This is a genomic window from Paenibacillus sp. RC334 (assembly GCF_030034735.1).
Classification (GTDB): domain Bacteria; phylum Bacillota; class Bacilli; order Paenibacillales; family Paenibacillaceae; genus Paenibacillus; species Paenibacillus terrae_A.
Genome location: NZ_CP125370.1, coordinates 1,805,267 through 1,820,175 on the forward strand (window position 1 = coordinate 1,805,267; position 14,909 = coordinate 1,820,175).

Annotated in this window: 18 protein-coding genes; 17 read left to right on the top strand and 1 reads right to left on the bottom strand. The window is 44.6% G+C overall.

Translation table 11 applies throughout. The features are described from left to right. Positions 1–85: 85 nt before the first annotated feature. The 8 genes from QMK20_RS08475 (at position 86) to QMK20_RS08510 (ending at position 8,501) form a co-directional block, all read left to right on the top strand. Positions 86–1,210, top strand: coding sequence for a methyl-accepting chemotaxis protein (locus QMK20_RS08475; RefSeq protein WP_283655366.1), 1,125 nt, complete (start codon positions 86–88; stop codon positions 1,208–1,210). 127 nt (positions 1,211–1,337) lie between these two features. Then, on the top strand, positions 1,338–2,096 hold the full coding sequence (pstB, locus tag QMK20_RS08480; RefSeq protein WP_283655367.1) for a phosphate ABC transporter ATP-binding protein PstB: 759 nt from the start codon (positions 1,338–1,340) through the stop codon (positions 2,094–2,096). A gap of 39 nt (positions 2,097–2,135) precedes the next feature. Next, positions 2,136–2,795, top strand: coding sequence for a phosphate signaling complex protein PhoU (gene phoU / locus QMK20_RS08485; RefSeq protein ID WP_283655368.1), 660 nt, complete (start codon positions 2,136–2,138; stop codon positions 2,793–2,795). Positions 2,796–2,971: 176 nt separating this feature from the next. Then, positions 2,972–5,626, top strand: a complete 2,655-nt coding sequence (gene polA / locus QMK20_RS08490) for a DNA polymerase I (RefSeq protein ID WP_283655369.1) — start codon at positions 2,972–2,974, stop codon at positions 5,624–5,626. Between the two features lie 71 nt (positions 5,627–5,697). Next, on the top strand, positions 5,698–6,528 hold the full coding sequence (gene mutM, locus QMK20_RS08495) for a DNA-formamidopyrimidine glycosylase (RefSeq protein WP_283655370.1): 831 nt from the start codon (positions 5,698–5,700) through the stop codon (positions 6,526–6,528). A 112-nt stretch (positions 6,529–6,640) separates the two neighbouring features. Then, a complete protein-coding gene (gene ytaF, locus QMK20_RS08500) occupies positions 6,641–7,333 on the top strand; it encodes a sporulation membrane protein YtaF (RefSeq protein ID WP_283655371.1) in 693 nt (230 codons plus the stop codon). 11 nt (positions 7,334–7,344) lie between these two features. Continuing rightward, a complete protein-coding gene (coaE, locus tag QMK20_RS08505; protein WP_283655372.1) occupies positions 7,345–7,941 on the top strand; it encodes a dephospho-CoA kinase in 597 nt (198 codons plus the stop codon). Further along, entirely contained in the window at positions 7,938–8,501 is a 564-nt protein-coding gene (locus tag QMK20_RS08510; RefSeq protein ID WP_044647073.1) for a lytic transglycosylase domain-containing protein, read from the top strand. Before coaE ends, QMK20_RS08510 begins: the two co-directional genes overlap by 4 nt. A gap of 136 nt (positions 8,502–8,637) precedes the next feature. On the opposite strand, the gene QMK20_RS08515 is transcribed toward QMK20_RS08510, so the two are convergent. Then, positions 8,638–8,862, bottom strand: coding sequence for an alpha/beta-type small acid-soluble spore protein (locus QMK20_RS08515; protein ID WP_137062459.1), 225 nt, complete (start codon positions 8,860–8,862; stop codon positions 8,638–8,640). Positions 8,863–8,967: 105 nt separating this feature from the next. Between QMK20_RS08515 and nrdR the strand changes: the two genes are divergently transcribed. From nrdR to QMK20_RS08560, 9 genes are all read left to right on the top strand, one after another. Continuing rightward, positions 8,968–9,435 carry a transcriptional regulator NrdR gene (gene nrdR / locus QMK20_RS08520; protein WP_013309614.1) on the top strand — a complete coding sequence of 156 codons (468 nt, stop codon included), beginning with the start codon at positions 8,968–8,970 and terminating at the stop codon, positions 9,433–9,435. A gap of 328 nt (positions 9,436–9,763) precedes the next feature. Continuing rightward, positions 9,764–9,943, top strand: coding sequence for a hypothetical protein (locus QMK20_RS08525; RefSeq protein WP_283655373.1), 180 nt, complete (start codon positions 9,764–9,766; stop codon positions 9,941–9,943). A 121-nt stretch (positions 9,944–10,064) separates the two neighbouring features. Then, entirely contained in the window at positions 10,065–10,418 is a 354-nt protein-coding gene (locus tag QMK20_RS08530) for a hypothetical protein (protein ID WP_283655374.1), read from the top strand. A 489-nt stretch (positions 10,419–10,907) separates the two neighbouring features. Beyond that, a complete protein-coding gene (locus QMK20_RS08535) occupies positions 10,908–11,378 on the top strand; it encodes a hypothetical protein (RefSeq protein WP_283655375.1) in 471 nt (156 codons plus the stop codon). 121 nt (positions 11,379–11,499) lie between these two features. Further along, complete coding sequence (locus QMK20_RS08540) at positions 11,500–11,844, top strand: hypothetical protein (protein WP_283655376.1); 345 nt, start codon at positions 11,500–11,502, stop codon at positions 11,842–11,844. Between the two features lie 852 nt (positions 11,845–12,696). Next, positions 12,697–13,263: a hypothetical protein gene (locus QMK20_RS08545; RefSeq protein WP_283655377.1), complete on the top strand. Its 567-nt coding sequence runs from the start codon at positions 12,697–12,699 to the stop codon at positions 13,261–13,263. Positions 13,264–13,286: 23 nt separating this feature from the next. Beyond that, complete coding sequence (locus tag QMK20_RS08550; RefSeq protein WP_283655378.1) at positions 13,287–13,619, top strand: hypothetical protein; 333 nt, start codon at positions 13,287–13,289, stop codon at positions 13,617–13,619. A gap of 116 nt (positions 13,620–13,735) precedes the next feature. Further along, a complete protein-coding gene (locus QMK20_RS08555; protein ID WP_283655379.1) occupies positions 13,736–14,194 on the top strand; it encodes a helix-turn-helix domain-containing protein in 459 nt (152 codons plus the stop codon). Positions 14,195–14,208: 14 nt separating this feature from the next. Beyond that, on the top strand, positions 14,209–14,865 hold the full coding sequence (locus tag QMK20_RS08560; RefSeq protein WP_283656234.1) for an IS630 family transposase: 657 nt from the start codon (positions 14,209–14,211) through the stop codon (positions 14,863–14,865). The last annotated feature ends 44 nt before the right edge of the window (positions 14,866–14,909 follow it).

Sequence of the window (14,909 nt, forward strand, 5' to 3'; positions counted from 1 at the left end):
AACATAAACAAACGTTACAATCAACAAATGACCGATATGATGTTCCCGTCACTTCAAGTAGTCAAAAAAAGGGGACTTCAGAACGATGATAACGGAACCAAAGACCCAGCCGAGTTCCACTGCCGTGATTGAACGTGAATCTAACAAGCCAATTACTACCTACGTGCCTTGCCGGGAGGTTCCGATCATTGGTACGGATATGTCTTGTAAAGAGCTATTAGCACTTATGAAAACGCAGGAAGACATTCCTTGCGTCATTGTCATTGATAAAAATGGCCTTCCGTTGGGCATTATTATGAGAGATGCGTATAACCGCCATTTTACGGGCAGGTTTGCTGCGGCTCTGTTTTATGACAAGCCTGCGGCCATATTTGCCGACCCCGATACATTAATTGTGGATCTGGAAAGCCTGGCATCGGACATTGTAGAGCAGGCGATGCTGCGCGAAGATCAACGATTTTACGATTGCCTGCTGATTAAGGAAGGTACGCGGTTGCTTGGCGTACTGACCATTCGTGATATTTTGTCCGTCGTTCAGCGAATGCAGAGAGAGGCGGACGAGCATCGGGGTAACGTGGTTCGGCATAGCTATGATGGTGTCCATCGGATTCAGACAACTGTGCTGGATGCCGCTAAAGAGGCTGGTGACAGTGTGCGTCTAACTCGTTCGATGAGTGAATTATCCCGCCGTGGCAAAATGGAACTGGAAGATGTTCTGCTCTCCTATCGGGCAGTCACAGAGCAAATGAAGCGTCAGCATGAGCAGATTACAGCGCTAACTCAATTGCTGAATGACATTGCAGGCATGGCTTCCTCCATCCGCGGACTCGCGGATCAAAGTGGACTGCTGGCGATCAACGCATCGATAGAAGCAGCACATGCTGGAGAACATGGGCGTGGCTTCCAGATCGTATCTCAGGAGGTGCGGAATATGTCACTCCAAACGAAAGCCTTTTCCGCACAGATTACAAGCTTGCTTACGGATATTGAACAAATGCTGCGTGATACTGCCGATCTGACGGATACGAGCATGCAGCAGATTAATACCGGCTCACGGTATATATCCGCTGGAACCCAAACGTTTACCCAACTGTTGCAGGCCGTTGCTGAAATTGAGACCAAAAACAACGATGTGTCTCGTTCCGCAGAGGAAGCGGCTTTGAATGCAGCCGGGATTGCACAGGAGCTGGAGCTTATGCTGAATCCCTGATCATTTTACATACCGTTAACAAATACACCACACTGAATTTACACACAGCTTATATAATCTTCATATTGTGCAAATCAGGTGCAATGCTTGAGGACCATAACTGCAACACGAAGGAGATCATAAATCAATGAATGATTCCGTTATTCGGATTGATAAGCTGAACTTATATTATGAGAATTTTCACGCGCTGAAACATATAAACCTGGATATTCCTGAAAAAACGGTAACAGCCTTCATCGGACCGTCCGGCTGCGGTAAATCTACTTTGCTGCGTACGCTGAATCGGATGAATGATATGATACCGGGAACGCGTATTGAAGGTACGGTGAGTATCGCAGGTCAGGATATATATGGCGATACGATGGAAGTAGAAGCTCTGCGCAAGCAGGTGGGGATGGTTTTTCAACAGCCTAATCCGTTTCCTAAATCTATTTATGATAACGTGGCATACGGTCCGCGTCTGCATGGAATCCGGCAAAAGGACAAGCTGGACGAACTTGTTGAGCAAAGCTTGCGGCAGGCGGCACTCTGGGAAGAGGTTAAGGACTTTCTCAAGCGTTCAGCCCTGAGCTTGTCCGGCGGACAGCAGCAGCGGCTGTGTATTGCTAGGGCGCTTGCTGTGCAGCCAGATATTTTGCTTATGGATGAGGCAACGTCAGCGCTGGACCCGATCTCCACGATGAAGATTGAAGAACTGGTTCAAGAACTGCGTGACAGATATACGATCGTCATGGTGACGCATAACATGCATCAGGCGGCTCGTGTGTCCGGCCGTACTGCGTTTTTCTTGAACGGTGTCGTGGTAGAGGCGGCGGATACAGAGACGATGTTTTCTACGCCGCAGGATTCCCGTACGGAAGATTATATTTCCGGCCGATTCGGCTAAAGCCAACCAGATAGTAATGCCAGGAGGGGTGACTTCGAAATGATACGCAGAAAAGGTTTTGATGAAGGATTAGATGAGCTGAGAGCCGTACTGCGCGAAATGGGTGCACATGTATCGAAGGCACTCGATCAGGCCATTGAATGTTTGCAGACCAAAAATACAGAATTGGCCCAGCAGGTGGTCAAAAATGATGCATCTCTCAATGCACTGGAAGAGAACATTCTCGATATGGGCTCGAAGCTCATTATTACCCAGCAGCCGGTAGCCAAGGATTTACGCCGGATCATTGTTGCTTTTAAAATTTCCAGTGATCTGGAAAGGATGGGGGATTTGGCACTCGATATTGCCAAGGTCACGCTGCGTCTGGAAGGGCAGCAGGTCATCAAGCCGCTGGTGGATATTCCGCAGATGGCTGCGATCGTCAAAGAAATGATTGACGACGCAATTACATCCTATCTGGATGAAAATACAGATTTGGCTTATAAAATGGCCAAAGAGGATGATCGTGTAGATTCCATGTATAGCCATATGATCAGCAATCTGTATGTGTTTATGGTAGAAAAGCCTGAGGAAGCTCCACAAGGCATGCTGCAACTGCTCGTCGGACGATATATTGAACGGATTGGTGACCATGCGACGAATATCGGTGAAAGCACTGTATATCTCGTGACAGGGGAGCGACCAGATTTGAACCAGTAGGGCTTTTTAGGTATATAGCGGTTGTTTCTGACCCAGACTTGTCTTTGTGCAAAAGGCGAATCTGGCTAGGAAGCAGCCGTTTTTTTCTGAAAAAGGAGCCTTTATGTTAAGATAGGAAAAGGAATGCGTAAAGCGAAAGAACCTTTCGATGCATTGATGAACTTGCGAGGTGCTAAATGGATAAACTCATGCTTATAGATGGCAACAGTATCATTTACCGGGCGTTTTTCGCTATGCCTCCGTTAACAAATTCGAGCGGACAGCAGACGAACGCGGTGTACGGATTTACAACGATGTTGCTGCGGCTTTTGGAGGAGCACAAGCCGACACATATACTGGTTGCCTTTGATGCCGGAAAAATAACGTTCCGCCATAAAGGATACGAGGATTACAAGGGTGGACGCGAGAAAACGCCGCCTGAGCTGTCCCAACAATTCCCGCTGCTGAAAGAGCTGTTGACTGCCTTCGGCATTGCCCAGTTTGAGCTGGATGGCTATGAGGCGGACGATATCATTGGAACCCTGTCTAAAACCGCGGACGAAGCTGGTTTTAACGTGCTGGTGGTTACCGGAGATAAGGATATGCTTCAGTTGGCTTCGGACAACGTCACTGTCGGCTTAACCCGCAAAGGGGTTACCGAGGTGGAGACGTACGGACCTGAGCAGATTCAGGAGCGTTATGGCTTGAAGCCGTTGCAAATCATCGATCTCAAAGGTCTGATGGGCGATACGTCGGACAACATTCCCGGGATTCCGGGTGTGGGGGAAAAGACAGCGCTCAAGCTGCTGCATCAGTATGGATCGGTCGAAGAGGTGCTGGCACATACGGATGAGCTGAAAGGAAAAATGAAAGAGCGCGTCGAAACGCATGCAAATGATGCACGGATGAGCAAGGATTTGGCGACCATCTATCGGGATGTAACGCTGGACAAGCAGCTGGAAGATGTTGTATTCGACGGGCTGCAAGCAGAAACGGCGGGACCTGCTCTGGCGAAGCTGGAGTTCAAGTCCTTGCTGGAGCGGTTATCCTTTTCGGGCGAGGTTGGCAGTGCAGGAATGGGCGTAGAGGAAGCCTCTGCTGACGTGACCGTACTGGACGAACAGCGGATTAGCGAGCTGGTAAATGTACTGGATACTGTGGATCTGCTGCATGTGGAGACCCATGGCGATAATCCGCATCATGCTGAAATTGTGGGGCTGGTATTTGGCGTAGCGGGACGACAGTTTTTTATGACCTTGGATGTACTGCAAACTGATGCAGCCAAGCCTGTCCGCGAATGGCTCGCCGATGCTGGGTGCAAAAAACGGGGGTATGATCTGCACCGTACAGATTTAGCTCTGCATTGGCACGGGATCGAATTTGCCGGGGCAGAGTTCGATGTGCAGTTGGTCGGATATTTGCTGGACCCAACGGATGCGAACCAGTCACTAAGCGGATTGGCAGCCAAATATGGCTTGTCTTCGATTCGTCCGGACGATGAAGTATTCGGCAAAGGCGCTAAATATAAAGTGCCTGATGTGGATGTGCTGTCCGATCATGTGGCGCGCAAGGCGGCGGTGATTGAAGCGCTGGTGCCTGTACAGCAGGCCGAGCTGGAAAAAACGGAAATGCACAAGCTCTTCCATGAGCTGGAGATGCCGTTGTCCCGCATTTTGGCGGATATGGAGAAGCAGGGCATTTTGGTGAATGTGGAAGAACTGCGCGCTTTGGGTAAAGAATTTGAAGCCCAGATTGAAACGCTGGTACGCGAGATTTACAGCATTGCCGGTGTGGAGTTCAATCTGAATTCGCCCAAGCAGCTAGGTGAAATTTTGTTCGATAAGCTGGGCCTTCCTGTTATTAAAAAGACGAAAACCGGGTATTCCACCGATGCCGAGGTACTGGAAAAGCTCGCCCCATATCATGATATTGTGCAAAACATTTTGCAGTACCGTACCATTGCGAAACTCCAATCCACGTATGTGGAAGGATTACTTAAGGAAATTTCGGATAAAACGGGCAAGCTGCATACGTATTTCCGGCAGACGGTTGCAGCAACCGGACGATTGAGCAGTCAATTCCCGAATTTGCAAAATATCCCTATTCGTCTGGAAGAGGGACGTAAAATCCGTAAGGTATTTGTGCCGTCCGAGCCGGGTTGGTCTATTCTCGCAGCGGACTATTCACAGATCGAGCTAAGGGTGCTGGCTGACATTTCGGATGATGAGCGATTGAAAGAAGCCTTTGTCCACGACATGGATATCCATACAAAGACGGCGTCTGATGTGTTCGGCATCCCTGCGGAAGACGTAGATTCTAACATGCGGCGTTCTGCCAAGGCGGTTAACTTCGGGATTGTCTACGGGATCAGTGATTACGGTTTGTCGCAAAACCTGAATATTACACGCAAGGAAGCGGCTCGCTTTATTGACCAATATTTTGACGTGTTCCAGGGCGTTCGTCGTTACATGGATGATATTGTGAAGGATGCAAAGCGGGACGGATACGTAAAAACGCTGCTGGAACGCAGACGTTATTTGCCGGAGATTAACGCCAGCAACTTCAACCTGCGCTCATTCGCGGAGCGTACCGCCATGAACACGCCGATCCAGGGTACCGCAGCCGATATTATCAAGCTGGCGATGGTACAGGTGGACGCGGCTCTTCGCGACCGTAATCTTCGCAGCCGTATGCTGCTTCAAGTACATGATGAGCTTGTTTTCGAAGTTCCGCCGGAGGAATTGGAAACGATGAAAGAGCTTGTCCCGGCTACGATGGAAGCGGCGCTGAAGCTGTCTGTACCGCTCAAAGCGGAAGTTAGCTATGGAAGTAATTGGTACGAAGCGAAATAAGTTATTTCAACGAGTAGATAGTCCCAATTTAACGCTGCTTCCGTTATAATATAGGGTGAGGTGAAGACATCATGCCGGAATTACCGGAAGTAGAAACGATTAAACGAACGTTAAACGAGCTTATCGTCGATAAACATATAGATCATGTGACCGTGAATCTGCCGCGCATTATTCAGCGACCTGATGATATACACGCTTTTGCTATGGAATTGGCTGATCATCGCATTACAGGAGTGGAGAGACGCGGGAAGTTTTTGCGGATTCTGCTGGACGGGCTGGTGCTCGTTTCCCATCTCAGAATGGAAGGACGGTATGGCCTCTATTCGCAAAATGATCCTGTGGAAAAGCATACTCACGTTATCTTTCATTTTACGGATGGTACGGAATTACGTTATCAGGATGTTCGCCAATTCGGCACGATGCATTTATTTGCGGAAGGACAGGATTTGCTGGAAAAGCCGCTGAACAAGCTCGGTTTGGAGCCGATGGACGAGTCCTTTACACCGGAGGCACTTCGTGCCGCTGTGGGGACCCGTTCGACTTCGATCAAGGCTGCGCTGTTAAACCAGTCATATGTCGTGGGCATCGGGAATATTTATGTGGATGAATCATTGTTTAAGGCGGGGATACATCCGGCACAGCCAGCCAAAAGCTTGGATGGCAACCAATTTCGTGTGCTGCATGAAGCTATTATCTCCACATTGAGCGCGTCGATTTTGGTCGGAGGCTCGTCCATCAAATCATTCGTCAACGGACAAGGCCAATCGGGCGACTTCCAGCATCAATTGCAAATCTATGGACGTAGCGTTAAGCCTTGTGTTAACTGTGGTACATTGATCGAAAAATCCGTCGTAGCCGGACGTGGTACCCATCATTGCCCGGTTTGCCAACCTCTTCGTTAAACAGGTACAGTCACCCAAAGCCCATTCCTCTCATATATTGATTCCAAGTACCAATACTGCGAAGGGTTCTGGCTGCTGTAGGGCCCTTCCTTCGCAATGGGAGGGAATTGGAGTGGCTAATCATTGGGGAGCCCTGCTGCTGCTGGCATTTGCGCTAAGTCTTGACAGTTTCGGAGTCGGTGTTACATATGGGCTACGCAAAATGAAAATTCCACTGCTGTCCATTGTCATCATTTCAGTATGCTCAGGTTTGGTCATTGGCATATCCATGCAGCTAGGCGCATTATTGTCCCAGGTTCTGTCTCCTGTATATACGACGGTTTTTGGCGCTGTTATTCTGATTGGGATTGGCTGCCACTCTTTGTATCAGTCCCTGCATCGCAAGGAAGATCTGATTGATGATCCTGATCCTGTGAGCAGAAATGTTCTGGAGGGTGAGAAATCTTTAGAAGTACAAGAGGAACGGACCTTATTTTCTTTGGAATTCCGCAAATGGGGTCTCGTTATTCGGATTCTCCGAAGTCCGTCTGCTGCAGATATGGACCGTTCAGGCAGTATATCCGCTACGGAGGCGATTTGGTTAGGTATCGCCTTATCGGTAGATGCGTTCGGTGCAGGATTGGGAGCAGCTATGCTGGGCTTCCAGCCACTCGCTACCGCGCTGGCTATTGCATTATTCAGCGGGACATTTTTGATTGCAGGTATGAAAGCAGGTTTCTGTCTGTCGGCATTCCGATTTATGAAGGCGCTGGGTGTGTTACCGGCATTATTATTGATTATGATGGGCATATTGAAGCTGTTATGAGGTGAAAGAGCATGAATATCGGATTAACCGGAGGTATTGCTACCGGTAAAAGCACCGTGTCGGCTCTATTGGTCGTCAAGGGTGCGTTGCTGATCGACGCAGATGCTATTGCCCGGGAAGTGATGCTTCCGGGGCACCCGGTGCTGACGGCGGTCATACAGCATTTTGGACAAGCTGTGATGAACAGTGATGGGACTCTGCACCGCAAAAAGCTGAGCGAGATTGTATTTGGAGACCCTGTCCAGAGGCAGGCGCTTAACGATATTACACATCCTGCGATTCGTGAGGAAATGCGTATGCGTATGGAATCTTACGAGCAGGAACATCCGAACAAGCTTGTTTTAGCGGATATCCCGTTACTGTATGAGTCCGGGCTGGAGAGCTTGTACGATGAAATTATGGTGGTATACGTACCACGCGATGTGCAGCTCCGGCGTTTGATGCTCAGAGATGGATTGACCGAGGAACAAGCCGGACTTCGGTTATCCGCGCAAATGGATATTGAACAAAAAAGAAGCCTGGCCGATATCGTCATCGATAATAGTGGAACACAGGCTGAAACAAAACAGCAAATTGATCAATTCTGGCAGCGAAAGGGACTGGCATGAATATTTTGCGCAAAAAAAGAGTCCTGCTGACTTTGTTTGTTGGGTTTGTCTTGATTCTGTTTTTTAATTCAAACTGGATGTCGTGGTTCTATCCGATTCAATATAAGGATGAGATCCGGCAATACTCGCAGACGTATGAAGTGGACCCGTTTTTGGTGGCGTCCATTATCCGTGTTGAGACGAACTTTAAGACCAGCAAGCAGTCACACAAGGGTGCACTGGGACTCATGCAGATCATGCCCGATACGGCGAATTGGATTATGGACAGCGCTCAGATCCAAAAGGTTCCGCTGGATAGCGTCAAGCACGAGCCGGGCACCAACATTGAGCTGGGAACCTGGTATGTGCATAACCTGTCGGTGAAATTTAAGGATAATCCGGTAGCTATCGTTGCGGCTTACAACGCAGGCCCCGGTAAAGTGCAGGAGTGGCTGGATAAGGGGGTATGGGATGGGAAAGAACAATCCATCAAGCAAATCCCTTTTGGCGAGACACGACATTATGTACAGCGGGTTATTTACTACTACAGGCAATACACAAAAATTTATAATCAGTTTTAACGGATGACGAGGCTGCGTGTAAATATGTCATGACAGAATGAGCCTGGTGGCATTAAAATGAAAAAAGCGCAGGACAGGCTGTTTTTAGCAGCCCGTCCATACACTTTTTCTTGTTTCTTCTGCGTTATTACCGCGATTATTGGTATTGACCTGCCAATTGTTGTTCGGCGATCGTTACGAGGCGTTTTGTGATGTAGCCCCCGATCGAACCGTTCTCATAGGAAGTCATGTTACCTTGGTATCCATCTTGAGGAATGCTGATACCCAGCTCTTGAGCGATTTCATATTTCATTTGCTCCAGAGCGCCGGAGGCTTTGCTGACTACCAGGTTGTTGGAGTTGCCATTGTTTCCTTGTGCCATTGTTGTTCACCTCCTCGCGACGTGGTAAACATATTATGAACCGTTTTGACAAAATTATTACGAAAAAGTATAGGGAATTTATTGGAAAAAGGAAGTGGTGAATTTATGAAATGTCCTTACTGTGCCTACAATGGAACAAAGGTGCTGGACTCTCGGCCTGCGAATGACAACAAGTCCATCCGCCGCCGCCGCGAATGCGAGCAATGTGCCAGGCGTTTTACCACCTTTGAAATGGTGGAGGAGACTCCACTGATGGTCATTAAAAAGGATGGCAGCCGTGAAGAATTCAGCCGTGATAAAATGCTGCGCGGTCTCATTCGGGCCTGCGAGAAGCGTCCTGTATCTGTCGAGCAACTGGATATGATCGTATCCCAGGTGGAAAACGCTATCCGCAACACAGCCGCTACTGAGGTGGACAGCCAGCAGATCGGCGAACTGGTCATGGAACAGCTCTATCCTGTTGATGAGGTTGCCTACGTGCGCTTTGCGTCCGTATATCGGCAGTTCAAAGATATCAACATGTTTATGAAGGAACTGAAAACACTTTTATCCAAAGATACAGCCAGCGACTAGATCGCTGACTGTATCTTGGTTGATGGTGGAAGGGTAATTATAATTTTTTTATTAAAGTATTGACACAGGGATGAAAATTTTATATGATATAGGAGTCGCTTGAAACATTTTTAATTACATATAATGGGGCCTTAGCTCAGCTGGGAGTCCACGTACTACAGTTATACTACCATCAAAATTCGTAACTAAGCGTTATAAACAACATTATTAATAATGAATATTAAAGCACCTTCAGGAGTGAATAACTTGAAGGTGCTTTTTGGGTATTTGAAATAAATTCCAGCTATATGCTAAAATAGGTTTACACTATTAAAGGAGAACGATAATTATGGGTAAACTTGAGGACATGGGTAAAAAGGGCATTTATTATACATTGGTTATATTGGCAATTGTTTTAGTTGTAAAACATCCCGTAGAAAGTACAAATTTTTTCATTGATGGAATGTATAATTCGATTAGATGGATACATACTCAAGGAATGGATTTTTATAATTTTATAACAAAGTAAAATCATCAAGTCACTGTCACATTTTACAATTGATTAGTCCTTACCTCTATCTATCATCTTCACAATATAAAACACCAATTTCACCATCCAGTTGCCCCCATATTGACGGTGACTGGATTTTTTGTATCCAAATGTCCCAACGTCTAAACGTTTATTACCTGTCGTGTTCTCAATATGGACTTTTTTTGTCCAAATTGGATTGTGCCTTGATATTGACGAGTGGGAAGCGGAGTATCGTCTTATTGCAGAAAACAGCGAACGCAGAGGAGAATCAGAAACCGATCCTGTTAAAAAAGGTCGTCAAGCTGCTTTTTTGAAGGAATATTGGGGAGTAAGAGACGGAAGTGCAGGAAAGAGAAGTTTAGATGGACAAAATGTCCATCTAAAAGATGTGGCAGAAACTATTGGGGAAAATGAAATCAACATTGGACAAAATTTTGCCCGAAGTAATGATGTTGTTTTCCAAAGAAAATAAAGTAATAGACTGAAAAATAAAGTGTTAGACTCGGGAAATAAAGTTGTAGACTGAGAAAATAAAATATTAGACTGGCGGCGCTTCATTAAGCTAACGGGCAGGTTAGTTGAAAATCAATCACGCTGAACCAAACCACAATTAGCGGCAGGTTTTTTGAAGAAAAGCTCGCAGGAGCCTGTATTTACAGCGACAACATCCAGAATTAGGCTGGATGTATTCCTTTCCGAAATTAGGAATGAAATTTTGGAGATCAAGTATTTTTAATGAAAAAGATACATTAGAAGATTGGTTCAAGGAAATGCCTCCTGAAAACCAAGAGGAGAAATTGCGTTTTCAGTTTTTTGAGACGGTGAGCATCTCTTCTTAATTGTTTCTTTGACACATTCGTAAAATTGATTAATTGTAAGGGCGTGGGCAACCACGTCTTTTTTGTTTTCTATTTATAGTATAATAAATGTTATAAGATAGACTAAAGGAGCAGCATTATATATGAACCTAAATCAGCATCACACAATGACCTACACTATGAACAGCGGCATCAAAGGAACAGTCAATCTATCCAATAAGCAAATACAGGACTGGATAGAGTCATATCGTGTAGGCAGTAAGTATGTGACGACAGTAGGCAAGGAACACTTTGGATTGAATCCTGAGCTTGTAGCAGATTTTAAGGTACATAATGAATACTCTGAGCAGAGGGAACATGTAGCAGCAATACAACCTACAGCAGCAAGTAAGGCCAGTGTGCAGTTAGCAGACGCATACAGTCAGCATAAGACACTGATTCAGGTAGAGTGTAAATGTGAAGCTTCGTACATAGAGGAATCAGCATACAAGCGTAGTAAGTGGGGCTGCAAGGAATGTGGTGAAATTGTGTTCTTGGATAGCAAGAAGGGTACGGTTGATACTGTGGAAGGGAAAGCTTGGTATATGACCAATAGGTATTTCGTTGAGAGGTGATGAGGCTTGTTTCATTTTGGATGCTATCGTGAATCTTAATTTTAGAAAATAGACTGCATCGAGAACATGCGTAAAAGGGGATTTGGGTGGTATAATATTCCTACTATAAATAGAGGTGATAATGATGAACAAAGCAACAATGTCCAGTTTAATCGACATGATCACAGATATGGAACAGAAGCAGAAAAAAGTTGAAGATGCTTTAGAAATAACATGGAATGTATACGAATCATACATTTCAGAAATTGAAGCTATTATTTTAGATTCTGTAGGTATGCCAAGGGACAATACAGTTGAAATGTGCAAACTTCACGGTGATCTAGAGGGATTTGGACATGAAGATACTTTCTGTAGAGACATAGCAGGTAATTGGTTCTTTGATTACAGTGAAGGCGATATTACTAAAGACCAGTTGATCAATAACGTTATAAACTGGAAAGAGATCTACAATAGTTATTCTAAGTAGATAAAGTAGTATTATGACATTCTAGACTTGTCCAACGGATGAGTCTTTTTTATATACAGAACCAACTTGATAGAGTGAAAAAACATGAAAATATGTCTTCCACTCCGCTCCTTCCCTTAGTCCTACGATTCGATTGAGCTACGATACAAAATGCAGATAAATAAAGGAAAATTCAATTTTGTATTTCATACAATTAAATTTATAAAAACTTAAATATCCCTTGATCCATCAAGCTTTTTTGAACATTCTTCTCCGATATTCACGATACGCATTATGATGTTGATCAAATTTACCAAAAGTCCTTATTCTATCTATGTTTTAGCTGTTTTTTCGATACGGCACGATACAAACTTTATTTGATACTAATTTCGGTTCGATCACGGCAAAAAGCCATATGAAATAAGTGTTTTATGAATATAAGATCAATTTTTACGATTGAGCTTCGATACGGGGTGTCGATACGAGTTGTCCTCTACAGTGTCTCCAAAGTTGGCGATACTCTCATATGGTTGACACAGCGCCAACCTCCTATCCTCATTACTGATAACATCAAAATATTACTTTAAAACTATGATTACAAATGTATTGAAAAAAGAGTTGATCAATTTGACTTTTGTAGTATTCATACATATAATTTGAATATATTGGTTAGGAAATTTTATCTAATAATATGAAATCAAAACCATATTTAATTAAAAAGAGAGATTTTAGTTACATATAATTAATTAAAACCCATTTTTACCCTACATCTTATATTCATATGCTTGAAATCTTCGTTAGTTACTTTTTTTGTCTGTCAACAACTAGCACAAAAAAAGTTTCTATAAATAATACTATTGGAGGTATTTATTAATGAAAAGACAAATTGCTACTCTTTTAATGTCAACTTCTTTGGTGTTATCTTTAGCTTCCGTAGCCTCTGCTGACAGTCCCTCGATTGACAACACATCCTCTGCTGCTTCATCTGAAGTACAAGTTATTAACTTAGGCACAACAGGCAACGATGCTTATTTACCATCCATACCACAAACAATTACAGATAATTCTAATTCTGTAATTACACCAATGGACACAAATGGACAAAATATCAGTTATAGTTTCAAAAAGCTAAGTGATCAAATATTCTCTTCAAGTCCTTTGCCAGTTCATAGATATGGAAACATATCCCTTACGGTTGTACAGGACTCAGGAATTAGTAGCATACCAGCTGAAGTTAATTACCAATTCCTAACGAAAGACTATAAGAAAAAGTCGTCAGTAATTAAGGTCTATGGAAATGTTAATGGTAAAACTATAACGTTTTCTGATGTTCCTCAAGGTACAGCAAGCAATCCAGTGTATTTGCTAATTGGCAATCACACCGGAACAGATGGAGATGGATATCAAATTAAAATTTCTGGAAATGGTTATACAAATTAATTTAATGGAGGGTGAGGAAAGAAGTGAAGGCTAAATTAAAATTTTTGGGGTTGGCTGCCCTTACTGTTACGTTTGCTGTAGTTATTAGTAATAATGTTTTTGCTAGTGATGATACTTCTGAAGAAATGAAGGGCGTTACAAAAGCAATAGTCCCTGATAGTGTATTAGAAGGACTTAATCATCCTGATAAAATCTATACTAAAGATGGATTATTTATAAAAAAACCGCAATCTCTCCATGATGAAGATAAATTCAATCAAGATGAAGTAGTCTACGACGTTTCAAAGGCTACTGATGAAACTAAAGCAATCATTCAATATGACGCTACTTACATCAAGGAAGAAGACAGTAAATAGATTTGTGTACTAAAGGATTTAAAAGTTAAATTGTATAATTGGAATATCTAGTACCTTGACCAATTCTGATTTAATTTTTAAACTCTCCCTATAAGAAAAAATTGGGAGGGGATCACATGAACAAAAAATACGAGATTCAACTTCAAGCAGAGGAACGCAAATGGATTGAACAACTCCTTCACAGCGATTCCACATCTAAAGGCATTCGAAATCGTTGTCTCGTACTTCTTTTGGCAGACGAAAGCCAGGGAGAGATTCCCACTCACGCAGAAATCGCGAGGCGTGCAGGAGTCAGCCAAGTCACGGTACACAACACGGTCAGGGATTACTGCACTCGTGGGATTCAAGAGACGCTGCGTTACCGAGAGCGTGCCGAGCCTGCACGGCCTTCTCAAGTGACTGGTGAGGTCGAGGCGCGCATTGTCGCTCTGGCTTGCTCCGAGCCTCCGCAAGGCTATGCCCGCTGGACCGTACGTCTGTTGACGCGCCGGGTAATGGAATTGAATATTTTAGAGTCGGTAGGACGAGAGACGATTCGAACAACTTTAAAAAAACAAGGCTTAAGCCTCACCTGAAAAAACAGTGGTGCATTCCCACTAAATCCAGCAGCGAATTTGTGGCTCGTATGGAGAATATTCTGGAAACGTATGCCCTGCCATACGACCCGGAAATTCCGTTGATTTGTATGGATGAGCAGCCCGTGCAGTTGCTGGATCATTCGCGGCCTCCACAACAGATGAAGCCTGGACAAGTTCAGAAAGAAGATTATGAATATATCCGTAAAGGAAGCTGCAGCCTGTTTATGTTCACGGAGCCGCTTGCTGGTTGGCGTCACGTGCAGGCTTCGGAAAGACGCACGAAATCTGACTGGGCCCTGCAGATTCAGGAGCTGCTAGAAGTTCATTATCCAGAGGCGAAAAAAATTCGACTGGTCATGGACAACTTGAATACGCATACGATTTCGTCCTTGTATGAAACCTTTGAGCCTGAGCGCGCTTTGGCTTTAGCGAAACGCTTGGAAATTCATTACACGCCTAAACATGGTAGTTGGCTGAACATCGCTGAGATTGAACTCAGTGCACTGACGATTCAGTGCCTGAACCGTCGAATCGCCTCCATTCACGAATTGCAAGGCGAGGTATCGGCTTGGGAACGAGAACGCAATCAAACGAAGAAATCGGTTGAATGGCAGTTTACTACCGAGCAGGCTAGAGGTAAATTAAAACATCTCTATCCTCAAATTTGATTTGGTCAAGGTACTAGACAATGGCATCAATCTAAAGGATAAAC